This window comes from Halolamina salifodinae, assembly GCF_017874235.1.
Lineage (GTDB): Archaea > Halobacteriota > Halobacteria > Halobacteriales > Haloferacaceae > Halolamina > Halolamina salifodinae.
Window position 1 is genome coordinate 633,434 of the sequence record NZ_JAGGLC010000001.1, and the last position, 20,503, is coordinate 653,936.

The following is a 20,503-nucleotide window of genomic DNA, read 5'->3' on the forward strand; positions in this document are numbered from 1 at the left end:
GAGATTTTGTAGGAGTCCCATCCGCCTTCGTGAGACGCTACCCCCCGGTTTCTATAATCTTATAATTACTTTCGGAGATTCGGGATGTAGAGTAGGCTCTAAACGACAGAACCCTTGAATTATAGAATAATAATATAATGGAGAAAAGGGTGGATTTCCTGAACAAATGGTTGTTTCTCTACAACTTGAAGGTGGCTCTCCAACCGACAGGGCAGACTATGACGGTCGGCTCAGGTGATAAGCAAGAGGCAACAGGACAAGACGCCTACAGGGATGTGGGTGGGGAGTAGCAATGTGCCGGTGTGAGAAGCGCCTATACTCCGGTCTATCTAACCGCACTTCTCTTAGCACCCTGTCTGTAGCCTTTCTGAGTGGGCTCCAATGAAAATATATGCTCTTAGTGTGAGGATGGGGGTATGATGGTGATAATCAAATCTGAACACGGTGAGAAGAGGTATCGTTCGTAAACAACCAACCAATCAACAATGTCAACAGAAACAGCACACGTAGGACTTTGGGCCGCTAAAGAGATGGATGAAATTACAGTTCATCTTGGTAGCGGCTCTAATTGGGATGAACCGGCTCCGATTGAACAACTTCCTGAGGGTGAGGAATACTATCTTACTCAATTGAGGGAGTTCGTAGACGGGAAAGTAGATGGAGAGACGTTGTTTGAAGACCTACCAAAGTATGAGCCCACCCTGTTAGGTGAGTTCACTATCAACGGAGAAGGCGAAGTTCTCTCCCACACCATCAAGGTATAGCCACCAACAACTCTCTTTATTAGAGTCCAATGTCTGTTGGAGAGGCTATTGAATTGGTAAAAATGGCGGCTAAAGTGCTTGTCCTTCTGATTCTCGCCATTTCTGTTTTGCCGCCTCTAATAATGTACCTCATCACGGGCGATTTAGATTATTGGACAGACGCCTTCGTTGGTGCTATTGTTCCTTGGTGGGTGGGCCTTCCGGGTACGATAATTGTCGTTGTGGTACTGTTATTAGCCGCTATGGGGTTAGAGGATTTACTTTGAAACATTTCTCTTAGCCTGATTCGGCTGATTGCCTATAACTCATAAAGTAGACCTATAGCGGCTGAACCGTGGCAACTAAGACCAATGTGGTATTTGTCGCCTCTATGGTTGATATTTCTCCTTTCGCAACCAACCTCATTCTCCCTATTCTGCTACTTCTTCCCGGACTACTTGGCCTGAAGGTGTTTTTGCTCCGGGCAGATAGAGTAGATGCGTACTCTCGGCTTGATGCGATTATCTACAGCATCGGAATCAGTATTGTGTCTGTCCTGATTCTGTACGGTGGATATGGCATCTCTCTTTGGTCGCTCCCCACCTTTGAGGACGTGCAATTTTCATCTCTACCTCTTCTGATTGGGTTATATCTGAGCCACGTTGGAGTCTCATCACTATTGGGAGAAATAGCCGGGAGAGTGGCGAATAGAAGAGATTCAGACGGGAGAGATACCACCCGAAAAGAGATTTGGGACTATGCGTTTGATGAGATTTATTCCGACTCTCGGGTGAAAGTCTTCACCAACGCAGGTTCTGAAATTGAAGGGACAGTTGTGCGAGCGGGTCAACCGCTCCAATCCCGTGACTTGATTTTAGCCTCTCCATATGAACTCAAGGATGTAGATGGGCAAGATAAGACGAAGGCAGTTAGTTTGGGGGAATACACGTACATCCACGAACAGGCTGTTTCGCATATTGGGTTCTTTGAGGACTTGAATGAAGACCTTGATTTAGAGACTCTTCGACAACTTGGCTATGCCCCTGTTGAGCCGGGAAAGGTCGAAGATGTGGATGAAGAAGTTGAAGAGGAACTTGAAAAAGAACTTCAACAAGAATTGGAAGAGGAAAGTATACCCGACCCTTAAGAAGACGCCTGATTAAACTTCTAACTTGCTATCTTCGGCGTACTCAGGATGCTTGTTGTAGACAAGCCTGATGAGTTTGAGCATCGGCATATCATTGTATTCATCCTTGAGTTGCCGTAGACTCTCTACTGCCAAATCATCGCTACCCGACTTGCTCTCCAAGATTTGGTGAATATATTCTCTCCCCTTCTCCGTTAGGGAATAGATGTGCTTCTCATTCCCATTCCCCGTTTGTTCAACAGTCCGCTCAACATAGCCGTTCCGCACAAGCGCGTCAATATCATCGTAGAGTTCCTTTGAGAATGGCCCGTAGTCGTAACTCTTGAACGTGTATTCCCGGGTCTGAAGATTTGGAATCTCCTTTTGAGCCATAAAGACCAACTTCTGAAACCGGGTGATACCCTCTATTTGCCCCTCTTCGTTCAAGGCGAGTAAAGCCAAGGGGAGCAATTTCGGGCTTCTCATATCCATCGTTAGTACATCCAAGTACGAAGGCTTTCCGGATTTAAATACTCGGGAGAACTTGAGAGGTTTTTCGAGGTCAAAATAACTGTAGACCTCCCGTTCTAATCTGTAACATTGGGCGGTGAACTTCAAGTGGCAGACCTTGAGCCGGATAGCGGGTGACCGTTTTCTCAGATTGTAGAAGAGTACGCAGGGCACCAAGCCTTATTCGGGAAGGTTATGAAGAGATACTATGCCACCATCGGACGAATATGAGGAAAAGATAGCGAATACAATAGAAGAAATCTACGACCTTCAGTTAGAAGCATTACGACGCGCCGGCGTTGCTAAGGAGAAAGAGAAGGGGCTTGAGATTGAATCCACGGAAGCGGTACGGTTATTTCGGGAAGCAACCGGCTATCTTCTTCGACTGAGAGAATTACGTGAGGATATTCAAGCGGAACTTCAGTACAATGAACACTACAACGCGGCACATATTCTCGGGCATTTAGATGATTATAATCGGGTTCTAAAATCGCTTGAGGAAAATCCATCCTTCCAATCCTGTATAGCCGATTTTGATGGAGCAAACTATGAAGAGCGAAGGTCGGGATACCAAGTAGAAATTGAGGGGCTTACCCAATCTATAGAGAGGACACATAAGCCACGACACGGGACTCCACAAACCAACGTCCCAACGGAAGGTTCTGAGGTAGAAACATTCGTCCTACCGCGTCTCATCAGGGTTACAAAGGATGTTGAAAATTCCATTATTGGCCGATGTGCATCCGGTAAACGACCATAGGCGAAGATACGACACTATTCTGTGAATATCTCCGCTTTGCCCTTGAGTACGTATACGAATGCAAGTGCCCCGGTCACGCTGATGAAACCCAAAATCCATTGCATCGGGCCGGACTCCGTTGATACAACTGAAACGGCTTGAACAAGAGCCGAAATACCAACAAGAACCGTGAACGCGGATAATATCCGGTTATGTGTCTCTTGTTGATTTCTCAACTCCCGTTCGTGGGCAATATCAAACCCCTTCTGTGTTAGCCGGCGGGGACGCCCTCTATCCCTATCAGCGTGTTCTATAAGACCGATATTGTGAAGATATGAAATCGCATCATCTTCCTCTTCTTGACTCAAATCGGTCTCTTCGATGGTTGAGTCTATCGTATCATCTTCACGGGGCCAAAATATTGCTCCATTATCTGAGCGATATATTGCTTGTAGTACCGTCGCCCAATCCGGTTCTTCCATATCTCCGTTCTCTCTTCTTTTCCACTTCAATCATATCACCGCGATACCATAGCGCATCTACGAAAATCGCCCGAAGAGAAATACGCGTGGCCCACATACGGGAATCGGGAAAACCTATGCTTCATTGTCCATCGTGTAATTGGGCGTGGCAATTTGAGGAAGACGGAATCCGTTGTCCATTCTGTGAGGCGGCTATCGGGGTCGCCGGAGCAGATACTCCCGAAGAGGCTAAAGAGAAAATCGCTCAGTTCAACAGCGAGTGAGGGTCTACCCGTGGCTTCGCCTGAGACGGCGAGAAAAAAGCCCTTGTATGGCTTCGTCTGTTGGTGAGGGGTATCCACCGTCTATTCTGAGGTGTCTTCAGCGGCTTCAGAAATCCCTCAGATTGATTATAAGTTTATAACGAATACGGCGAGTGTGAGGTAGTATCAACTGAAAGATTTGGCAGAAGAGCGAGGGACTATACAACGGAGCCTATCTGAGAGGGGCTGATTGAGGGTTAATCTTTCTCGCTGATAGGTTTGACGAACCCTTGTGAAACGAACTGTTTGGTTCCACGTATTCAAATAACTTATATAGTGAATTGGGGTGGGTTTTCAGGCTTCCCTCATCAAACCATATGAATGTTGTCACATAATCTGCTTCAGAACCTTGTTCCGGCAAAAGTTTTCATCCCCGAGTGAGTTGGAACGTCTAATGGCTGATACGTCTGCTATTCTGAACGCATTGCACACGGAAAGAGAGTAAATTCTATATGGTGTCAATTGACGACCTGATGCCCGTTTTGAAGCGAGCGAGACTTAGTTACTATCTCCCGGCTGTGACTTTCGGGTACTTTCACTTCCAATTCAATGATATCCTTTGGTTCAGTCTAATGTTGATTTCGGGGTTTTCAGGCACGCTGATGTTCGTAGAAGATGAGATTTTAGAGAGCATCAAGGAAGACCTAAGAGAGTCTGATAAGGACAGAACCGAAGAAGAGCTCAAGAGTAAATTGGATGAATACTCTCACGCCACACCGTGGCTTTACTTTGAAACTCTAAATCTAATTGTATGGGGTCTAATGTTGCTATACATCGTATATTCCTATGTCACTTGGATTAATTGGAGCCACGACTTTTGGCTGTCCACGATAGGATTTGTGAATATTATGTACGTTTTCGGATGGGTAGTGGACAAAATCTATGCTCAAAAATACAAGTCACACTATCCTGATGAGGATTGACCAAGCCGTGTATGATATGTTGAATTGACTGAAAAAGAGCGATACGTGATTGAAGACTACTTAGAAGTGTTCTGAAAAATTACCAACCGCCTTCAAATTCAACCTCAAGACCACACCTCTCCGCAAATCGTTGTACGTGGCGCTTCTTATCCTTCTTATTGAAGCTTGTAAAGAGGTAATAGCCATTAGTCAACTCACGGTATGTTCTCATCTCACCTTTACCGTCCGGGTGAACAGGTTGGTCATTGATGAGAGCGTTCTTCCGACCGGGAACGTAGGGAAGTGGTTCAAGAACAGAAATCAAGTCGTGGTTCTCAATTAGATAGTCCGTTGCTTCCGCCATAGCATCACTTTGGTTGTCATCCGCAAGGGTGGCAATGGCAGTATCAGCGTTCATTATCTTGATGACGTACTCACCGGTCACGTCCTGAACATCCTCAACTTCAGGTGTAGGTACTTCTTCCCCTTCATCCGGGGAAACAGCACCATCCGAAACTATCTCCGTGTCAATATCCTGAATCGTCTATCAATCATCTCTTTGGCTTGAGATTCAGCCGGAGTTGCGATTGCATCTGAAATCTCATCGGTCAACAACTCCGTCACTTCCGTAGCCAACCTGTCCTTCTCCGATTCAAGCACACTCCGGGCTTGTTTCAGATTGTTAATACGGGTGGCAATTTTCTCAGAATCGCCGGTCTGAATTGCTTCCTTGGTGAATGCCCGTAGAACCGTAATCCTCTCCGGAAGGTTCTGAAGTTTGGTATCTGCGAGAGCGTTCACATTGACCTTGGAATCTACAACTCGCCGCCGGTAGAACTCATACTCTTCTCCATTCGTTAGGACTCCCCAATTCACATCCTCATTCTTCAAGTACGCGGCCAACTGCTCCCGGTGCTTGTCGGTGAGAGGGGTGTCTACTCCTTTCGCTTCAATGAAGGCGACAGGCGCTCCCTCTAAGACCAACGCATAGTCTACTTTGTAGGTCTTCCCGAACGCCTTCACCGAGTATTCAAGTTGAGTGTTAGCCGGAATATCCCATCCGAGAAGGTCAAGAAAATCACGTAGGACAGCCGCCTTCGTGTTCGCCTCGTCCATTTGCGGTGAGGCATCTATGATTGATTGAGCGTGTTCGACGTACTCTCTCACCGCTTGTTCCATAATTATCTACAGACTGTTCAGGCCAATGTTATCAATGTACCCGACTATGGCCCCTCAAATTAGAGAAAGAGAGTGATATTGGTTCGGCATATACTCCCCTAACCGGGCGTTTTTTATAAATAGCGTTTATAGAATCATAGGAAGACAGCCCAAGTGGGGCGAGTTCCGGACAATATGTCCGGTATATGTCCCTGAAAGGGGCGCGGTAAAGCGCGTCCTTGGTAAGGACGAGAGCCCGGGTTCAAATCCCGGCCTAGGCTTTCTGCGAGGAACAACGTGACGAGCGAAAGCCGTACCCGGGTTTGAGCCAGTCAGTCGCAGCGCGAGCGAAGCGAGCGACCGTCTGACGCGGTTCAAATCCCGGCCTAGGCTTTCTGCGAAACCCACCGGCGAGCAACAGCGCCGTCCCACGCCGAAACACCTTTTCCGAGCCGCCACACCCCACCGAACATGCTCGCCGACACCGTCTCTACGCTGTTCACCCCGGAGCTGTTCCTCCTCCTGACGACCCTCCTTCTGATCGGCTACGAGAACCGTCGTGACCTCTCCCTGCGACCACTCGCAACCCGGATCGGCGTCGTCGTCGCCGCGTGGGTCGTCGCCTTCGGCGTCTACCAAGGCGGCGCGGCCGTCGTCGGCACCGGCGTCCCCGGTGGCGACGCGCGGTTGGTCGGTACCGCTGTCCCCGGTGGCGACGATTTCTTTGCCGCGCTGGGGCTGATCGTCGCCTTCTCCACAATCGCGCTCGTCTGGCGCCGACAAGACTGGGGCCCGCTCGTGGCGCCATACGCGGCGCTGCTCGTCGTCACGTCGCTGCTCCACCTCGTGGTCGTTCCGCTGTGGAACGCCTCCAGCCACGTCATCTACGCCGCCGTCCCCGCAGGCGTACTGGTGGCCGCCGACCGGCGGTTCGCCCCGCTGCTCGCCGTCCCGCCGCTGCTCGTCTGGAGCCGGGTCGCGACCGGCGCACACACTGTCGACGAAGCCGTCGGCGGCCTCGTCGTCGCCGGCGTGGTTCTCGGAGGCGCGTTCGCACTCGACCGCCTGCCCACCGGGCGTTAGTCCTCCAGCGGCTCTACGTCGCGTTGCCGCTCCCCGGCGTCGGCGTCCCCAGTGTTCTCGGTGCCCGCTGGCTCGAACAGCACCACCTTCGCCAGCCCGTCGGCGACCGGTTTGTGTTCGACGCCGGCCGGGACGACGCCGAGTTGGCCGTCCGAAAGCTGCTGGTCCGGTTCACCCTCGAGTTCGAGCGTGAGGTCGCCCTCGATGACCCAGAACAGTTCGTCCGCATCAGGATGGCTGTGCCAGACGAACTCCCCTTCGAGTTTGGCGACTTTCAGCTCCTGGCCGTTGAGCGAGGCCGCCAGCCGCGGCGACCACGTCTCCTCGAAGCTGTCGAACGCGCCCTCGATGTCGACGACATCCATACCCGAGGGCGGGCGGCGCGCGGCGAAAAGGGCGGCGGAGCCGGGTGCCGGGGAGCCGTCAGCGGAAGTCAGTCAGCAGCGACCCGGGGATCCGATCCAGTAGCTCCGGGGGTAGCTTCGCGACCAGCCGCTCGGTCCAGCGGATCAGCGGCCGGCGGATGGCGGCGTAGGCGACGCCGATGACGACGCCACCGAACACCGCCGTCTCGACGTGGCCCTCGTAGACCAGCACTGCCGGCACCGCGAGCACGGCGGTGGCGACGGCGTCCTCCGGCGCGCCGTCGTAGCGGATCCACCGGCGGGGCCGCCACCAGCGCCGGTGGTAGTGGCTGTAGACGGCGCGCTCGCCGGTCGCCTCCCACGGCCGGAGCTCCAGCCCCCCGCCAGCGGCGTCGCTGACGGCGTGCAGCGCCGCGGCTGCGAGAAAGAGTGCGGCGGCGACGCTCCACGTCGCGGGGACGGCCAGCGCCACGACGCCGGCGACGGCGGCCGCGAGCGAGAAGTACACCGGGAAGTGGAGCGTCCGGCGGTGGGCGCCCGGCATATCGAGGTCGGGAAACACCCCACCCGCGAGCGCGGCGGCGGCGGCCGTCCCGGCGAACTCCGGCGCGATGAACGCGGCCGGAATCGCCAGCAACAGGCCCGCCAGCGCGTGGGTCGTGACCATCATCGACCGCCAGTAGGCACTCGGCGTGGATAACGTTCACGCGGAGTCGAACGCTGGAAAATCGACGACATCCGGGACCGTCACCGGGGGACAGTGGGGATAGTCGACGGCCGGATGTCGTCAGTGGGGAGTCGTGTCAAGGCGCACTGCGAGAGGATGGAACACTGGGTGCGCCCACCCGAAGAGTGCAGCCGGGTACCCTTAAACCCGCGTCAGACGCGCGGGCGGGCGCGAGCGAGTCCCGCAACACCGATACACCGGCCGGCCCTCGGATCAGCCATGCCCGAACGCTGGGAGACGCTGTTCGCCCGCGCCGCCGAGTACGAGGTGGACCGCGCAGCCGTCGAGGACGCGCTCGCGGAGGTCAGGGATGAGTAAGGCCGACCCCTCGCCGGCCCGAATCGTCGCCGACAGCGACGTGCTCGCGGCGGACCTGCTCGTCGGCGGCGCCGCCCGGGACTGCCTCGACCAGATCCGCGGTCACTCCTGGCTCACGCTGGTCGCCAGCGACCCGCTGCTGGACGACGCCGAAGCCGTGATCGGCCAACTGGCCGACCCGGCGCTCGCGACGGACTGGCGCGTCAGGATCGGGGAGATACGGGAAGCGGTCGAGCAGCCGGCGGGCGACCATCCCGCGCTCGCCTCGGCGCTCCACGGCGGCGCCATGCACGTGCTCAGCTTCGACGAGCGACTCACGGGCCCGAAGGGGAACACGATGGTCCGGGACCGCGTGGAGACGGCCGTCCGGACACCCGATGCGTTCGCTCGCCTGTTCGATCCGGAGAAACTCTACCCGGAAGTCGTCGGCGGCGAGTACCCCGGGCCGGACCGGGATCTGCGAGCGTGACCGTTCAGTCGTCGGTAGGCCATTGCTGGGTCACGAATCGACAGCATCTCGCGACCGCGACCCGGCCGCAACCGCGGTCAGATGGGGTCTCCCTCCGAAAGCGGCCCTCAAACCAGGAGTGACACCAGAACCACGAGGACGAACGCGACCAGAACACTGGTCAACGTACCGACAAGGAAGTACTCGGCGAACGCTCGTTCCTTCAGTTCCTCGAACCGAGCAATCGACTTCGCGGCCAGGACGAGTGCGACCGCCTCCCAGAGGCCGGCGATGCCGAGCAGGAGGATGATCCACCGTTCGAGACTCCCGATGAGGGATCCGGCCTCCAGATCCTCGCCATCGGGCTCGGGCCCGTCCGACGGGAGGATGCCACTAACGATGGTGTTCGCGCCCTCGTGAGCGAACGCGAATGCGGCGAGATACACCGCCCCGGTGGTCAACTCGGACCACGGCAGACTGGCGACACCACCGAGGGCGGCCACTACCGGCGCGGTCGTCCACGCCGAGGCATCGACCAGGGACCACGCACCCAGCAGGACGAGGAGGTGGGCCAGTTGATCAGCCAAAAACAGACGCGGTGAGCGGGCCGTTCGACGACGTACCCGGGCCGAGACGGTGTCGATGGCGAGATGAGCCACACCGACGGCTACGAGGATCAGCGCCGTCTGGCGAGTCAGTAGCGGAACGAACGCAGCGACGTGCACGACGAGTACGATCGCGATGTGCGAGAGCAGGGGGCCGACCCGATGTTTGTTCGCTGCGAGTGCATCCGTCTGGAAGGTGAAATCGGCGAGAACGTGGCCCAGCAGGAGCAGTGCGAGGGCAGTTCCCTCCGGCCCGAGTGCGGTCAACCAGCCGCTCATGGGCAATCACCCTCCGGCAGGTTCTGCTGTAACAGCTCCGCCAGCGTGGTCTCGGCGGCCCGTACCTCCTGGACGTGGCCGGCGCTGAGTGACTCGCTCACGGTCGATTTCGAGACATCGAAGCGCTCCGCGACGCGTTTTTGGGACCCTTCCTCCTCGAGTGCCACGGCGAACTCGGCCTGGCGCTCCGTCCAGTCTTCGCGCACACATTGCACTAGGTCGGACAGCGAGTTGATCTGCCTATCCAGGTCGTCCGGCCACCCGGCCACGCGGAGCCACGCCGCATCTTTCTCGGCCGAGTTGATCGCCTCCCGAGCGCGGTGGAAGCACGGGCCGTCCATGCCTATCGCCTGGTCCGGATTGACCTCGGTTGCCAGTTCCCCGCTCCCGATCCCGAATCGCAGCCTCGCCGGGTGGAACTGGTCGCTCGCCGTGACCGCAGCCTCGACGGCGGCGGTGGCATCGGTCAGCAACACCTGGAACTCGTCGCCGGTCGTCACGGTGAACTGCGACGCGATGGCGCTGGCCGGAACGTGGTCGTTGAGAGAGTTGATAACCCGCTTGAACTCCTTCTGTGCCTCGTTGCGGTCGTTCAACGCCCGGGACCCGCGGATATCCCCGATCAGTGCGACGTACATCTGGTCGTCCACGTTCTTAGTCATTGGTTCGCCTCCGCTACCGAATCGGGGCTGAGTTCGCTATTTCTGGCTAACACGCATCAGTGTTTTGGCCGTTAGAGAGTTCGCCCCCAAGGGCGAACTAATAGATAGTTCGCCGATAGTGGCGAACTTGTGCCGTTCGCGGGGTTGGTGATCCTGACGGTGGCTCGACCGACGGGGACTGCTCGGCGTACCACAGCCTCGCGCTGAACGCTACCGCTCGACGTACCACAGCCTCGCGCTGCCCACTACCGCTCGACGTGCCACATCCTCACGCTGATCACTACCGTTCGGCATGCCACTCCGCGAACTTCGCCAGCGCCCGCCCGCGGTGGGAGATGGCGTTCTTCTCGGCCTCGCCCATCTCCGCGAACGTCGTTCCCTCGTGCTCGAAGATGGGGTCGAAACCGAACCCGCCCTCTCCGCGGGGTTCGACGAGGGTTCCGCGCACACGACCCTCGAACAGCTTCACGGGCAGCGCTTCCTCGTCGTCCCCGTCAGGACCCGCTGCGGCGGCGGCAACGCGGTCGTCCTTGTCCACGGGATCGGGCGAGGCGTCGAACCCCTCGCCGTCGCAGTAGGCCAGCACGCAGCGGAACGACGCCGCGCGGTCGTCCTCCTCACTGGCGAGTTCCCACGTGCGCTCGACGCCGATGGTGTCCTCGGCGTACGAGGAGTACGGGCCAGGGAAGCCGGAAAGCGCGCGGATGAACAGGCCGGCGTCGTCGACGAGCGCGGGTTCGCCGGCGTGGCGGTACGCCTCGCGCGCGCCGCGGGCGGCGATCCGGCCGAGGTCGTCGCTCTGGATCTCGGTGTAGTCGTAGTCGAGTTGGGAGACGGCCTCCTCGCCGAGATACTCCTCGGCCTCGCGGACTTTCCCGGGGTTGGTGGTGACGTAGCGCAGCATCTACCAGGGCTGGGGGTGGTTCCGGAAAGAAGGGTGCGGTTCGCCTGCGGTCGGCGGGCGAGATCAGTCGTCACAAAGTCGCGGCTGTCAGTTGCCGCGCCTCAGTCGTCACAAAGTCGCGGCTGTCAGTTGCCGCGCCTCAGTCGTCGTCGACGATGACTTCCACTGGCTCCTCGGTCTCGACGTCCTCCTCCGAGCCCTTCTGGGTCTCCTGCCAGAGCAGGCCGCCGGCGACCAGCAGCACCAGCCACGAGCGCCAGCTCGCGAGGTTGAGCGTGTAGCCCACGCCGAACGGCTTCTCGACCAGCATCCCCTCGCCGGGCTGCCAGTACGCTGAGAGCATCCGGCCGATGCTCGGTCGATCGAAGTTGTACGGGACGCCGAAGAGCTCGCCGGACTGGGGCTTGTCGCTCTCGTTGTCTGCCATGGACGGAGGGAGGACCGGCGGCGATAAATCGTTTTGGTCCGGGCGCGGTTACTGGTAGCGCCCGCGACCGCGGATCTCGGCGAGACGTTCGAGCACCGTCTCCTCGCCCGTCTCCGCGTAGCCGGCCTCGAACGCCCGGCAGAGCGGTTCCGGGTCGGTGGCCGTCCCCTCGACCGACCCCTCGAACACGTGGAGGTCCATCGCGTGGTCCTCCGGGTGCCCCGAGTGGTAGCCCAGGCCGAAGTCGATCAGGAACAGGCGGTCACCGACGCGGACGTTCTGGGTTGTCGGGTCGCCGTGGACCAGTTCCTCACTGTGGAGGCGCGCGAGCAGGTCGCCAAGCTCCCGGGCTCGGTCGACCGTGAGCGCCTCGGAGAGGTCGGCGTCGCCGACGTGCTGGAGCCGAAGGGTGGCTTCGGGCACGTCGATGTCGTGGACCAGCGGCGTCGGCACGCCCGCTTTTCGCGCCTCGTTCAGCAGGCGCGCCTCCAGCACCGTCCGATCCCGACGAAGATTCGCGTCGAGTTCCGGATGGCGATAGCCCTTGGGAATCCGGCGCTTGACCACCTCGTCGTCCTGCAGGTCGACGACGGCTTCGGCGCCGCGGCGGGGGTCGCTGAGGCCGGCCGCCGAGACGCCGTGGCCGACGGCAACGGACTCGTTCTCGCGCCAGGACACCGGCACCTCGTCGGGCCGGAAGTTCGGGTCGATGGCGCTGTCCGCGATGGGGACGGTGTCGCCAGCCCGGGCCATCTCGGCGCCCAGCACGGCGATCATCCCCGCGTTGTCCCGCAGGAAGCGTGCCTCGGGTGCGTAGAACGCCGCGCCGCGCTGTTCACACATCTTCTCCAACATCTCCCGCAGGCGGGCGTTCTGCCCGACGCCGCCGCCGAGGACGAGTTCGTCGCTCCCGGTCAGGGAGAGCGCGCGCTCGCTGACCTCGGTCAGCATCGCGAAGATCTGCTCCTGCAGCGAGAAACAGACGTCCTCGACGGGCGTTCCGTCGTCGGAGCGGTGCTCCGACGGGCCCCCACTCGCTTCGCTCGTGGAAACGTCGTCGACGGCCTGCTTGGCGGCGCTCATCAGCCCCGAGAAGGAGAAGTCCATCCCCTTCACCACGTAGGGGAGGTCGACGTACTCGCCGTCTTTCGCGGCCGCCTCGACTTTCGGGCCGCCTGGGTGGCTCCAGCCGAGATGGCGGGTGAACTTGTCGATGGCGTTGCCGACCCCGGTGTCCATCGTCTCGCCCAGCACGCGGTAGCGGCCGTCGTGGAACCCCAGCAGGTGGGCGTTGGCGCCGGAGGCGTTGAGACAGACCGGCGAGTCGAACTCGGCTTCGTGGCGCCCGATTTCGAGGTGGGCGACCATGTGGTTCACCCCGACGAGGGGAACGTCGAGCGTGCCGGCGAGCGCCCGCGCGGCGGTGCCGGCGACGCGCAGGCAGGGGCCCAGTCCCGGGCCCTTCGAGAACGCGACGGCGTCGATGTCGCCGTCGGCGTGAGAAACTGCGGTCTCGACGACGCGTGGGATCGCCTCGCCCATGTGCTCGGCCGCCTCGCGCGGGTGAATGCCGCCGCTCTCCGGTTCGTAGGCGTCAGACTCGATGAAGGTCTCGTCGGTCTCGGTGTCGTGGACGGCGGCACTCGCACACCACGCCGTCCCTTCGACCCCGAGAACGCGCATCCGGCGTTACTCGGCGTCCGCGGCCGCTTCCTCGGCCTCGCCCTCGGTGTCAGGCTCGATCTTGTTTCGGCTCAGCATGTGTTCCTGCTCGACGTCGCGTGCGTCGTCGGCCGACTCGTACACTTTCGCGTCGCCGACGGTTTTGCGCATGCCGAACTTGGTGTCGAGCTTTCGGACGACAACCTCGTCGGAGCCCTTGTCCAGCTTCGCGGCGAGGCTGTCACGGACCTGCAGGCGCGAGGGCGTGGCGTCCTCGTGGGTCAGCTCGAAGCGAACGTCGGTACGGTGCAACATCGGGTTCTCGTCCTCGTCGATGATCTCGATCTCCATGGTCAGTTGCCCGAAGATGCGCCGGAAAACGGCAAAAGGATTTCGAAGGGCTACTGTCGGTCTGTGTAGTGGTCGATCTGGGTGGGTGGGTGTTGTATTGACGATCGCTCAGGTAGGAGTGACAGCGACCGCAACAGCAGCGCTATCGTTGGCAAATTGTGACCGCAGAGCGCCGGACCCGAGGTCCGTCGCAGTCCCGAATCCCCACCCCTCCCCCCGCCGGCGCCGACCATCGGCGCCCGCGAGGCGTCCACCGCAACTGTACCGCGGCCGGCGGTGGCGCGCGACGTGAGCGCGTCGGCGCGAACGAGCGCGCGAGGGACGAGCGAGGGTTAAGCCCGAGCGAGTCGGCTGGGGAGGCCTGAGGCCGCGGGGCGGTCAGCGGTGCGGTACAAGTGGCCAACGATAAAGCTGCTGTTGCGGAAGCCGTCGCCGTACCAGTAGGCGAACCTCAAGCCACCACCGACAATCCACACCACAGAAACCACACAAAATCAGCCCTCAAACACCCAGAGTCGCCAACGCCGCATCCGCGTCGCCGTCGAACCGCACCAGCAGATCCCGGATCTCCGCCCGCGAGGACTCAGTAACCTCGATCAGCACCATCCCCTCGCCCGGTTGCCCGTACACCACACTCCCACCGAGCGGCGTGGCGAGCACGGCCGGCAGGGTCGCCAGGTCCTCCTCACCTTCGACGACGAGCAGCGTGTCCGCCTCGGCGTCGATGGCGTCACGGAGCGCGATCAGGAGGTCCCGAGAGAGCTCCGATGGCTCGTTGACCAACTCGATCCGGCGCTCACCCGCGCCCTCGAGACCCTCGCGGACCTCCTCGGGAATCGCGTCGCGCTCGGTCAGGCCGTCGACGACCGAGACGTGCGGCTCGTGGCCCGCCTCCCGGAGGTGGTAGGTCACCATGTCGCCGACCGCGACGATGGGTTCGTCGGCGTCGGCAAGCAGGTCGTCGATATCCGTATAGAGCGGCCCGAAGGGCTCCTTGAACGCCTCGCGGAGCGCCGGCGGCAGCGTAAGCACCTTACCGGACCTTCAGCGCGTAGCTCCCCGGTTCGGTGACTTCCATCTCGTCGGCCACGTCGCTCTCCTCCGGGTGGTTGATGATCACGTAGCCCGCCCAGTCCTCGGTCAGACTGGAGGAGCCACAGTAGTCACAGCTCTGGCTGTCGGGCTCGTTGACGTAGTGGCACTCCCGACACGCCAGTCGTGGGTCCGCCATCTACGCCTCCTCCTGTCGGTCCTCGTACTCCTCGGCGAGCCACTCGTGCTTGCCGAGCCCCGGCTGTTTGGCCGTGAGACCGATCTTGGAGTCCCGGGGGTTGCGTTCGTCGATGCTCTTGGTGACGATGCGGACGCGCACCGCGTCGTCGACGCCGAGGGTCTTGTTCGACTCCCCGGAAGCCAGCTGCTGGTTCTCGCCGTCGTAGGCGAGATACTCGTCGGAGATCTGGGAGACGTGAAGCAGGCCGTCGATGGGGCCGATCCCGACGAAGGCGCCGAACTCGACCACTTCGACGACCGTGCCGTCGACGACCTCCTGCATGTCCGGGTCGTAGGTGATGGCGTCGAACTCCGCCTCGTAGTAGACGCCCGGTCGGTTCGGCAGCACGGCGCCCTCGCCGATGTCGTGGACTTCGACGACGCTCACGACGCTGCCCACGTCCTCGTCCATCCGTCCCTCGAGTTTGTCCTGCAGCAGGGCTTGCACCCGCTGTTCTGTCACGTCGGCCAGGTTCCGCGGCGGCACCTCGACCGTGTCCTTGAGTCGTACCCGTTTGTACATGCTAGGTTTCAGTTATCGCCAGTGTGTTCCGCCCCCTTAAACCGATTACGTCAACGCCCGCGTCGAGCAGGCGGTCACGCAGCGGGCGATCGTTCGTTACCGCGTACACCTCGCCGTTGGCCGCCTCGGCGGCGGCGACGACGGCGTCGTCGGCGTACGGTTCGTCCGTTTCCACGACGGTACAGCGCTCGGCCAGATCGCGGCCGACTGCGGCGGCGGTGCCCTCCTGCCCGTTGCCCTCGCGGAGTTTCTCCAACTCCGCGATCACGGCAGCGGGCGTGACGGCCTCGTACGACCCGAGCAGCCGGTCGAGTTCGTCGAACACGCGCACGTCGAGTTCGACCGGCATCATCAGGGCGTTGGTGTCGAGCACCGCCGTCGCGCTCATTCCGTCAGGGTGCCGATGCCGATGAGTCGCCAGCGGGCGCCCACGCGGCGGTTGATCGCGATCTTGGCCCCGGGATCCGCACAGACGGGGCGTTTGAGCGACACCTCACACTCGCCGGTTCGGGCGCTGGTGACGGCGCCGACGGTCGTCGCCGTGCCGACGGTGAGCATCAGCGGCTCACCCGTCGAGATCTCCTCGACCTCGTCGTTCTCTCCGACGACGCGGTCGAGTAGCTCCACGTCCATCTCGAACTCCTCGAGCGTCGGCGGCAGCGTGCCGGGTTCGCCGGCGACCTGCCCCGCGAGCGCGTCACCCTTCGTGTAGGACGGGTCCAGCCCCGTCCCCGCGCCGAGCAGGCCGCCCGGGGTCGCCTCCGAGATGGGGCTTCCGCCGGCCTGGATCGAGCGCACGGTGGTCGTCATGGGCTGCCACTCGCTCTGGCCACCCTCCTCGACCTCGCGGCCGGGGCGGAGTTCGACCTCGTCGTCCTCCGAGAGGGTGCCCTGGACGAGCGACCCGCCGACGACGCCACCGAGTAGGTCGTCGGCGGTCGTGCCGGGCTTGTTGATGTCGAAACTCCGGGCCACGAACATCCGGGAGTCGGCGGTCGGGTCCCGTTCGGGCGTGGGGATCTCCGCCTCCAGCGCGTCGATCAGCAGGTCGATGTTGACCTCCTGCTGGGCGCTGATGGGGACGACGGGGGCGTCCTCGGCCACCGTTCCCTCGACGAACTCCTGGATCTGCTCGTAGTTGTCTACCGCCCGCTCCTTGTCGACGAGGTCGACCTTGTTCTGGGCGATGACGACGTTCTCGATGCCGATGATGTCGAGCGCCATGAGGTGCTCCTCAGTCTGTGCCTGAGGCACGTCCTCGGTGGCACTGACGACCAGCACCGCGCCGTCCATGATCGCCGCGCCCGAGAGCATCGTCGCCATCAGCGTCTCGTGGCCCGGCGCGTCGACGAACGACACGTCGCGGACGACTTCAGTGTCTACGTCGTGCTCGTCGCACCGTTCGTCGACGGTGTAGCAGTCGGGGGACTCCTCCTCTGGACACCGACGCAGCGTCGCGTCGGCGTAGCCAAGGCGGATGGAGATCCCGCGTTTCATCTCCTCGCTGTGCTTGTCGGTCCACGAACCGCTCAATGCCTGCACGAGCGTCGTTTTCCCGTGGTCGACGTGGCCGACCAGTCCGATGTTCACCTCCGGTTGTGTTGGGTTCTCCGTCACCATATGACCTCCTGAGAGGAATTCTACTCTAAATTCGCCCCGAGCGACTGATAAAGGTGCTGTTCTCCCCTCCTCAAGCCGCCCGCGTCCACGAGAGACGGCCTTTTGTCCGCCGGCCACCCACCCCGGGGCGTGGAGGTCGCGTTCGAACTCGCGCTGGCTGCCCACCTCGAGACGGCCACCGACTGGGTGCTCGCACGCCAACTCGGCGCCGCCGTCGACACCCCCGGCGCCCGCGTGATGGACATCGTCGGCGTCGTCCCCACCGAGGCAGTGAGCGACGCGTCGGCGGCGACCGGCGTCGACGACCGCGCCGCGATCACGAGCGAGACCATCCCGCCGCTGGCTATCGAGGGCGACGTCGGCGTCGGCGAGGCCGTCCCCGTCGCCGACGCGCTGGACTGCAGCCCCGAACACGCCGAGAGCGTCGCCGAGCGCGCCGCCGAAATCGGCTTCTTCGAGCGCGAACGCCGCGGCGGGCGCACGTACGTCCGCCAGACCACGCGCTACCCCGACTGGGCCGGGAAACTGGTCGGGGTCGAGAACAAACCCGACCTCGGCCGGCCGGGCGATCTCGACTTCCAGCTCCGGTTCGATGTCGCCCTCTCGCTGTTCGACGAACTCTGGCTGGCGACGGAGAGCTACGTCACCGGCGCGCACCTGAACCGCATCCCCGACGCAGTGGGGGTGTGGCGGTTCGACCCCGAGACGGGCGAGCGTGAAGTCGTCCGAGAGCCGTCGCCGCTGGCCGTCGACGAGCCGGGCGTCGAGATCAGCGCGGAGAAGCCCCTCCGGACCGACGTGGGCCTCGTGAGCGCCCACGCGAAGGCTCGCCAGCGCCGCCGGATCGCCGAGCGCGCGTGGGGGAAGGGCTGGCGCCCGACCGAGTACCCGGGCTGTGGGAACTGTACGGCGACCGAGGACGGAATCCCGCACTGCTCGTTCCACGAGCGCCTGATCGCGCCCGGTAGCGACTGCAGTACGGACTGTCCGGGCTACGAGACTGGAGAGAAACCGGACGTTGATCCCGAGGAACTCCGCGACGAGCGAACGCCGTGGGTTCGTGATCCGTCCGGCGTCGCCCGCGAGCAGGCCGGACTGGACCAGTTCTAGCAGCCGGCGACCAGTTCTAGCGGCCAGCAGTCATAGGTCGTACACCTCGCCGTCGACGGCGAGTGGCTCCCCGAACGCCTCGTCGGCGGGGTAGTAGTGCGCGAGATGCACGAGTCGCGTCTCGTCGGCGTCGAGGTCCTCGCCCAGCCGAATCGCCCCCTGGCGGGTCATGTGCTTGGTGCCGAACGTCAGCGGCACGCCCTCGTCGTCGAAATCCGAGCCACCCATGGGGTGTTTCGGCGCCAGCGACGCCGGGACGATGGCGTCGGCCAGCAGCAGGTCGGGGTCCCGGAGGGCGTCGCGGGACTCGTCGGGAATGTCGTAGCTCGTGTCTCCCGAGAGCGAGAGCTTCGCCCCGGTTTCGGGGTCCTCGACGGCCAGCCCGTAGCACGCCATCGGCGGGTGTTCGACCGGGACGAGGGTGAGTTCGAGGCCACAGACCTCGAACGTGGAGAACGGCTCCTGTCCGTGAATCTCGACGACGTCGAGGTAGTCGTAGCGCTCGCGGATGGAGTCGGCGACGCTCGCGCCGGTGAAGGGGTCGAGGGCGCTGGCGGCGTGGACCGGCAGGTCGTCGAGCAGGCGGTAGAAGTTCCCCAACCCGTCGAGATGGTCGAAGTGAACGTGGGTGATGACGGCGGCGTCCGGGAGCGCTGCGCCGGTCGCCTCAAACTGCGAGCGGAAGTCCGGCGAGGCGTCGATGAGCAGGCACTCGCAGGTGCGCTCGTTCTCGACGTGGACCGAGAACCGCGAGCGCTCGATGCCACGCTCACGAGCACGCTCGCAGGTGGCACAGTCACAGCCGACGGTGGGGGTGCCGGTGGTGTCGCCAGTCCCGAGGAGGGTGACGCGCATCAGTTCGGGAGCGGTGGGCCGAGGACTTAGTGGTCCGGGTCCGCGGCCGCGTGCGAGAACACGAACTCCTTGAGCAGTTTCCCCGCCAGCGCGGCGGCCTGCCCGTCGTCGCGGTCGTTCACCTCGACGGCATCGAAGCCGATTGCGTGGGGCGCGACCTGCCGGACCACGTCGCGCATCTCCCGGGCCGAGAGCCCAAACGGCTCCATCGTCCCGGTTCCGGGCGCGACCGAAGGGTCGGCGCCGTCGATGTCGACCGAGAGGTACACGTCCTCGCCCGCGAGGTCGGGTTCCCAGTCGGCTACGTCCTCGGGAGCCACGACAGTCACGTCGTCCTGTTCGGCGCGTTCCCACTCCGCTTTGGATCCGGTCCGGGCGGCGAGGAGGACGACGCGGTCGGCGACGCCGTCCACGGCCGAGAGCGGGTCGTCCGCGGGGTCACCATCGAGTGCGCGTCGGACGACCGCGGCGTGACTCCACGGATTGCCGTCGTACGCCTCCCGGAGGTCGAGGTGGGCGTCGAGGACGACCAGCGTGTCGGGGTCGGTCGCGCGGACGCCCGCGGCAGTGACGGTGTGCTCGCCGCCGAGGAGGAGCGGGAGCACGTCGTCGCGGTGGAGATCGGCGAGGCTGCCGCCGAGGTAGTCGAGGTAGTCGGTGGCGTCGTCCCACGCCCGCACGTCGCCGGCGTCGTGGACGCCACACTTCGAGAAGTGGTGGTCGGTGCGGCGGTCGTAGTCGTCGTAGGACTGCGAGAACCGCCGGATCCGTTCCGGGCCGAACCGGGCTCCCGGCTGAAACGTCGTCGACACGTCGAGCGGGGCACCGAGGACTGCGTAGTCGGCGTCCTCACGGTCGGCGACGGCGCCGGGGAACCCCATCACACGATCTTCCGCTGACCCTCGTACTCGAGGTACTCGATCTCGTCGTCCGGCTGCAGGTCCTCGTCCTCCGGCACGCGCATCGTGAAGGTCTCGAACGTCTCGAGGTCCATGATCTGCGCGTCGTTGTCCTCGACGGAGACGACCTGCCCGCCCTTCCGCTCGACAATCGGGACCCAGACCTTCGCGTCGACCGGCTGGGAGAGGCTTCGCTTTTTCCCGTCGAACACGCCCTCGCCCTCGATGCGGGCCTTCGCGCTGCCGTGTTTCCCGGGCTTGGCGGTGCTGTAGTGGTTGATCTCGCAGGGGGTTTCCTCCATCATCACGTAGCTCCCCTCCTGCAGTTCACGCACCTGCTTCTGCTCTTTCGCCATAGGGACGAATTCCCGGGTGAGCGGTATAAACCTCTTGGAACGGCGCGAGAGCCCCACGCCAGCGCGGATTCGGTT

28 protein-coding genes are annotated in these 20,503 nt (G+C 61.7%); 8 read left to right on the forward strand and 20 right to left on the reverse strand.

Going from position 1 to position 20,503, the window contains the following annotated elements; genetic code table 11:
- Positions 1-485 precede the first annotated feature (485 nt).
- The 3 genes from J2753_RS03350 to J2753_RS03360 all read left to right on the forward strand — a co-directional run bounded on the left by J2753_RS03350 (position 486) and on the right by J2753_RS03360 (position 1,890).
- Entirely contained in the window at positions 486-764 is a 279-nt protein-coding gene (locus tag J2753_RS03350) for a hypothetical protein (protein WP_209490429.1), read from the forward strand.
- Positions 765-793: 29 nt separating this feature from the next.
- Positions 794-1,030 carry a hypothetical protein gene (locus tag J2753_RS03355; RefSeq protein WP_209490431.1) on the forward strand — a complete coding sequence of 79 codons (237 nt, stop codon included), beginning with the start codon at positions 794-796 and terminating at the stop codon, positions 1,028-1,030.
- Between the two features lie 68 nt (positions 1,031-1,098).
- Complete coding sequence (locus J2753_RS03360; RefSeq protein WP_209490433.1) at positions 1,099-1,890, forward strand: DUF6338 family protein; 792 nt, start codon at positions 1,099-1,101, stop codon at positions 1,888-1,890.
- A gap of 12 nt (positions 1,891-1,902) precedes the next feature.
- Here the strand turns inward: J2753_RS03360 and J2753_RS03365 are convergent, their stop codons facing one another.
- Positions 1,903-2,487, reverse strand: coding sequence for a helix-turn-helix transcriptional regulator (locus J2753_RS03365; RefSeq protein WP_209490435.1), 585 nt, complete (start codon positions 2,485-2,487; stop codon positions 1,903-1,905).
- 100 nt (positions 2,488-2,587) lie between these two features.
- Between J2753_RS03365 and J2753_RS03370 the strand changes: the two genes are divergently transcribed.
- Positions 2,588-3,139 carry a hypothetical protein gene (locus tag J2753_RS03370; RefSeq protein ID WP_209490437.1) on the forward strand — a complete coding sequence of 184 codons (552 nt, stop codon included), beginning with the start codon at positions 2,588-2,590 and terminating at the stop codon, positions 3,137-3,139.
- 14 nt (positions 3,140-3,153) lie between these two features.
- On the opposite strand, the gene J2753_RS03375 is transcribed toward J2753_RS03370, so the two are convergent.
- Positions 3,154-3,600, reverse strand: a complete 447-nt coding sequence (locus tag J2753_RS03375; RefSeq protein WP_209490439.1) for a hypothetical protein — start codon at positions 3,598-3,600, stop codon at positions 3,154-3,156.
- A 904-nt stretch (positions 3,601-4,504) separates the two neighbouring features.
- Between J2753_RS03375 and J2753_RS03380 the strand changes: the two genes are divergently transcribed.
- Complete coding sequence (locus J2753_RS03380) at positions 4,505-4,825, forward strand: hypothetical protein (RefSeq protein WP_209490441.1); 321 nt, start codon at positions 4,505-4,507, stop codon at positions 4,823-4,825.
- Positions 4,826-4,904: 79 nt separating this feature from the next.
- Here J2753_RS03380 and J2753_RS03385 read toward each other — a convergent pair whose 3' ends face one another.
- Positions 4,905-5,249 (reverse strand): hypothetical protein, encoded by a 345-nt coding sequence (locus J2753_RS03385; protein WP_209490443.1) that lies wholly within the window; start codon positions 5,247-5,249, stop codon positions 4,905-4,907.
- A gap of 71 nt (positions 5,250-5,320) precedes the next feature.
- A complete protein-coding gene (locus J2753_RS03390) occupies positions 5,321-5,920 on the reverse strand; it encodes a type I restriction endonuclease (protein WP_209490445.1) in 600 nt (199 codons plus the stop codon).
- Positions 5,921-6,433: 513 nt separating this feature from the next.
- Between J2753_RS03390 and J2753_RS03395 the strand changes: the two genes are divergently transcribed.
- Positions 6,434-7,045: a hypothetical protein gene (locus J2753_RS03395; protein WP_209490447.1), complete on the forward strand. Its 612-nt coding sequence runs from the start codon at positions 6,434-6,436 to the stop codon at positions 7,043-7,045.
- Here the strand turns inward: J2753_RS03395 and J2753_RS03400 are convergent.
- Complete coding sequence (locus J2753_RS03400; RefSeq protein WP_209490449.1) at positions 7,042-7,410, reverse strand: cupin domain-containing protein; 369 nt, start codon at positions 7,408-7,410, stop codon at positions 7,042-7,044. The two genes, J2753_RS03395 and J2753_RS03400, sit on opposite strands and share 4 nt — an antisense overlap.
- A 58-nt stretch (positions 7,411-7,468) precedes the next feature.
- Positions 7,469-8,080 carry a metal-dependent hydrolase gene (locus tag J2753_RS03405; protein ID WP_209490451.1) on the reverse strand — a complete coding sequence of 204 codons (612 nt, stop codon included), beginning with the start codon at positions 8,078-8,080 and terminating at the stop codon, positions 7,469-7,471.
- 367 nt (positions 8,081-8,447) lie between these two features.
- Here J2753_RS03405 and J2753_RS03410 point away from each other — a divergent pair, with 367 nt between their 5' ends.
- Positions 8,448-8,924, forward strand: a complete 477-nt coding sequence (locus tag J2753_RS03410; protein WP_379810010.1) for a DUF7384 family protein — start codon at positions 8,448-8,450, stop codon at positions 8,922-8,924.
- A 107-nt stretch (positions 8,925-9,031) separates the two neighbouring features.
- On the opposite strand, the gene J2753_RS03415 is transcribed toward J2753_RS03410, so the two are convergent.
- The 11 genes from J2753_RS03415 to J2753_RS03465 all read right to left on the reverse strand — a co-directional run bounded on the left by J2753_RS03415 (position 9,032) and on the right by J2753_RS03465 (position 17,208).
- Positions 9,032-9,787 carry a DUF3307 domain-containing protein gene (locus J2753_RS03415; protein WP_209490453.1) on the reverse strand — a complete coding sequence of 252 codons (756 nt, stop codon included), beginning with the start codon at positions 9,785-9,787 and terminating at the stop codon, positions 9,032-9,034.
- Entirely contained in the window at positions 9,784-10,449 is a 666-nt protein-coding gene (locus J2753_RS03420) for a SatD family protein (protein WP_209490454.1), read from the reverse strand. Before J2753_RS03420 ends, J2753_RS03415 begins: the two co-directional genes overlap by 4 nt.
- A gap of 280 nt (positions 10,450-10,729) precedes the next feature.
- A complete protein-coding gene (locus J2753_RS03425; protein WP_209490455.1) occupies positions 10,730-11,353 on the reverse strand; it encodes a non-canonical purine NTP pyrophosphatase in 624 nt (207 codons plus the stop codon).
- A gap of 139 nt (positions 11,354-11,492) precedes the next feature.
- Positions 11,493-11,780 (reverse strand): DUF5808 domain-containing protein, encoded by a 288-nt coding sequence (locus tag J2753_RS03430; RefSeq protein WP_209490456.1) that lies wholly within the window; start codon positions 11,778-11,780, stop codon positions 11,493-11,495.
- A gap of 48 nt (positions 11,781-11,828) precedes the next feature.
- Entirely contained in the window at positions 11,829-13,463 is a 1,635-nt protein-coding gene (locus J2753_RS03435; protein WP_209490457.1) for a bifunctional N(6)-L-threonylcarbamoyladenine synthase/serine/threonine protein kinase, read from the reverse strand.
- A 6-nt stretch (positions 13,464-13,469) separates the two neighbouring features.
- Entirely contained in the window at positions 13,470-13,793 is a 324-nt protein-coding gene (locus J2753_RS03440; protein WP_209490458.1) for a 30S ribosomal protein S24e, read from the reverse strand.
- A gap of 501 nt (positions 13,794-14,294) precedes the next feature.
- Positions 14,295-14,825, reverse strand: coding sequence for a GTP-dependent dephospho-CoA kinase family protein (locus tag J2753_RS03445; protein WP_209490459.1), 531 nt, complete (start codon positions 14,823-14,825; stop codon positions 14,295-14,297).
- Between the two features lies 1 nt (position 14,826).
- Positions 14,827-15,024: a transcription elongation factor subunit Spt4 gene (spt4, locus tag J2753_RS03450; RefSeq protein ID WP_209490460.1), complete on the reverse strand. Its 198-nt coding sequence runs from the start codon at positions 15,022-15,024 to the stop codon at positions 14,827-14,829.
- Entirely contained in the window at positions 15,025-15,588 is a 564-nt protein-coding gene (locus J2753_RS03455; RefSeq protein ID WP_209490461.1) for a DNA-directed RNA polymerase, read from the reverse strand.
- Position 15,589: 1 nt separating this feature from the next.
- Positions 15,590-15,976 carry a PIN domain-containing protein gene (locus tag J2753_RS03460; RefSeq protein WP_209490462.1) on the reverse strand — a complete coding sequence of 129 codons (387 nt, stop codon included), beginning with the start codon at positions 15,974-15,976 and terminating at the stop codon, positions 15,590-15,592.
- Positions 15,973-17,208: a translation initiation factor IF-2 subunit gamma gene (locus tag J2753_RS03465; protein ID WP_209490464.1), complete on the reverse strand. Its 1,236-nt coding sequence runs from the start codon at positions 17,206-17,208 to the stop codon at positions 15,973-15,975. Before J2753_RS03465 ends, J2753_RS03460 begins: the two co-directional genes overlap by 4 nt.
- Positions 17,209-17,337: 129 nt before the next feature.
- On the opposite strand from J2753_RS03465, the gene J2753_RS03470 reads away from it, so the two are divergent.
- Complete coding sequence (locus tag J2753_RS03470; RefSeq protein ID WP_209490466.1) at positions 17,338-18,318, forward strand: DUF5787 family protein; 981 nt, start codon at positions 17,338-17,340, stop codon at positions 18,316-18,318.
- A gap of 30 nt (positions 18,319-18,348) precedes the next feature.
- Here the strand turns inward: J2753_RS03470 and J2753_RS03475 are convergent, their stop codons facing one another.
- Genes J2753_RS03475 through J2753_RS03485 form a run of 3 tightly spaced genes read right to left on the reverse strand, consistent with a single transcriptional unit; the run spans position 18,349 to position 20,428 of the window.
- Positions 18,349-19,173, reverse strand: coding sequence for an MBL fold metallo-hydrolase (locus J2753_RS03475; RefSeq protein WP_209490467.1), 825 nt, complete (start codon positions 19,171-19,173; stop codon positions 18,349-18,351).
- A 26-nt stretch (positions 19,174-19,199) separates the two neighbouring features.
- Positions 19,200-20,054 (reverse strand): arginase family protein, encoded by an 855-nt coding sequence (locus tag J2753_RS03480; protein WP_209490468.1) that lies wholly within the window; start codon positions 20,052-20,054, stop codon positions 19,200-19,202.
- The gene (locus tag J2753_RS03485) at positions 20,054-20,428 is read right to left on the reverse strand and encodes a translation initiation factor IF-5A (RefSeq protein WP_209490470.1); all 375 of its coding nucleotides are present in this window, start codon (positions 20,426-20,428) and stop codon (positions 20,054-20,056) included. The genes J2753_RS03480 and J2753_RS03485 overlap by 1 nt, the downstream gene beginning before the upstream one ends.
- Positions 20,429-20,503 lie beyond the last annotated feature (75 nt).

Excerpts from the sequence above, each read along its gene's own strand:
- J2753_RS03350 (WP_209490429.1), top strand. The coding sequence starts at position 486 with ATGTCAACAGAAACAGCACACGTAGGACTTTGGGCCGCTAAAGAGATG.
- J2753_RS03355 (WP_209490431.1), top strand. The coding sequence starts at position 794 with ATGTCTGTTGGAGAGGCTATTGAATTGGTAAAAATGGCGGCTAAAGTG.
- J2753_RS03370 (WP_209490437.1), top strand. The coding sequence starts at position 2,588 with ATGCCACCATCGGACGAATATGAGGAAAAGATAGCGAATACAATAGAA.
- J2753_RS03375 (WP_209490439.1), bottom strand. The coding sequence starts at position 3,600 with ATGGAAGAACCGGATTGGGCGACGGTACTACAAGCAATATATCGCTCA.
- J2753_RS03380 (WP_209490441.1), top strand. The coding sequence starts at position 4,505 with ATGTTCGTAGAAGATGAGATTTTAGAGAGCATCAAGGAAGACCTAAGA.
- J2753_RS03390 (WP_209490445.1), bottom strand. The coding sequence starts at position 5,920 with ATGGACGAGGCGAACACGAAGGCGGCTGTCCTACGTGATTTTCTTGAC.
- J2753_RS03395 (WP_209490447.1), top strand. The coding sequence starts at position 6,434 with ATGCTCGCCGACACCGTCTCTACGCTGTTCACCCCGGAGCTGTTCCTC.
- J2753_RS03400 (WP_209490449.1), bottom strand. The coding sequence starts at position 7,410 with ATGGATGTCGTCGACATCGAGGGCGCGTTCGACAGCTTCGAGGAGACG.
- J2753_RS03405 (WP_209490451.1), bottom strand. The coding sequence starts at position 8,080 with ATGATGGTCACGACCCACGCGCTGGCGGGCCTGTTGCTGGCGATTCCG.
- J2753_RS03410 (WP_379810010.1), top strand. The coding sequence starts at position 8,448 with ATGAGTAAGGCCGACCCCTCGCCGGCCCGAATCGTCGCCGACAGCGAC.
- J2753_RS03415 (WP_209490453.1), bottom strand. The coding sequence starts at position 9,787 with ATGAGCGGCTGGTTGACCGCACTCGGGCCGGAGGGAACTGCCCTCGCA.
- J2753_RS03420 (WP_209490454.1), bottom strand. The coding sequence starts at position 10,449 with ATGACTAAGAACGTGGACGACCAGATGTACGTCGCACTGATCGGGGAT.
- J2753_RS03425 (WP_209490455.1), bottom strand. The coding sequence starts at position 11,353 with ATGCTGCGCTACGTCACCACCAACCCCGGGAAAGTCCGCGAGGCCGAG.
- J2753_RS03430 (WP_209490456.1), bottom strand. The coding sequence starts at position 11,780 with ATGGCAGACAACGAGAGCGACAAGCCCCAGTCCGGCGAGCTCTTCGGC.
- J2753_RS03435 (WP_209490457.1), bottom strand. The coding sequence starts at position 13,463 with ATGCGCGTTCTCGGGGTCGAAGGGACGGCGTGGTGTGCGAGTGCCGCC.
- J2753_RS03440 (WP_209490458.1), bottom strand. The coding sequence starts at position 13,793 with ATGGAGATCGAGATCATCGACGAGGACGAGAACCCGATGTTGCACCGT.
- spt4 (WP_209490460.1), bottom strand. The coding sequence starts at position 15,024 with ATGGCGGACCCACGACTGGCGTGTCGGGAGTGCCACTACGTCAACGAG.
- J2753_RS03455 (WP_209490461.1), bottom strand. The coding sequence starts at position 15,588 with ATGTACAAACGGGTACGACTCAAGGACACGGTCGAGGTGCCGCCGCGG.
- J2753_RS03460 (WP_209490462.1), bottom strand. The coding sequence starts at position 15,976 with ATGAGCGCGACGGCGGTGCTCGACACCAACGCCCTGATGATGCCGGTC.
- J2753_RS03465 (WP_209490464.1), bottom strand. The coding sequence starts at position 17,208 with ATGGTGACGGAGAACCCAACACAACCGGAGGTGAACATCGGACTGGTC.
- J2753_RS03475 (WP_209490467.1), bottom strand. The coding sequence starts at position 19,173 with ATGCGCGTCACCCTCCTCGGGACTGGCGACACCACCGGCACCCCCACC.
- J2753_RS03480 (WP_209490468.1), bottom strand. The coding sequence starts at position 20,054 with ATGGGGTTCCCCGGCGCCGTCGCCGACCGTGAGGACGCCGACTACGCA.
- J2753_RS03485 (WP_209490470.1), bottom strand. The coding sequence starts at position 20,428 with ATGGCGAAAGAGCAGAAGCAGGTGCGTGAACTGCAGGAGGGGAGCTAC.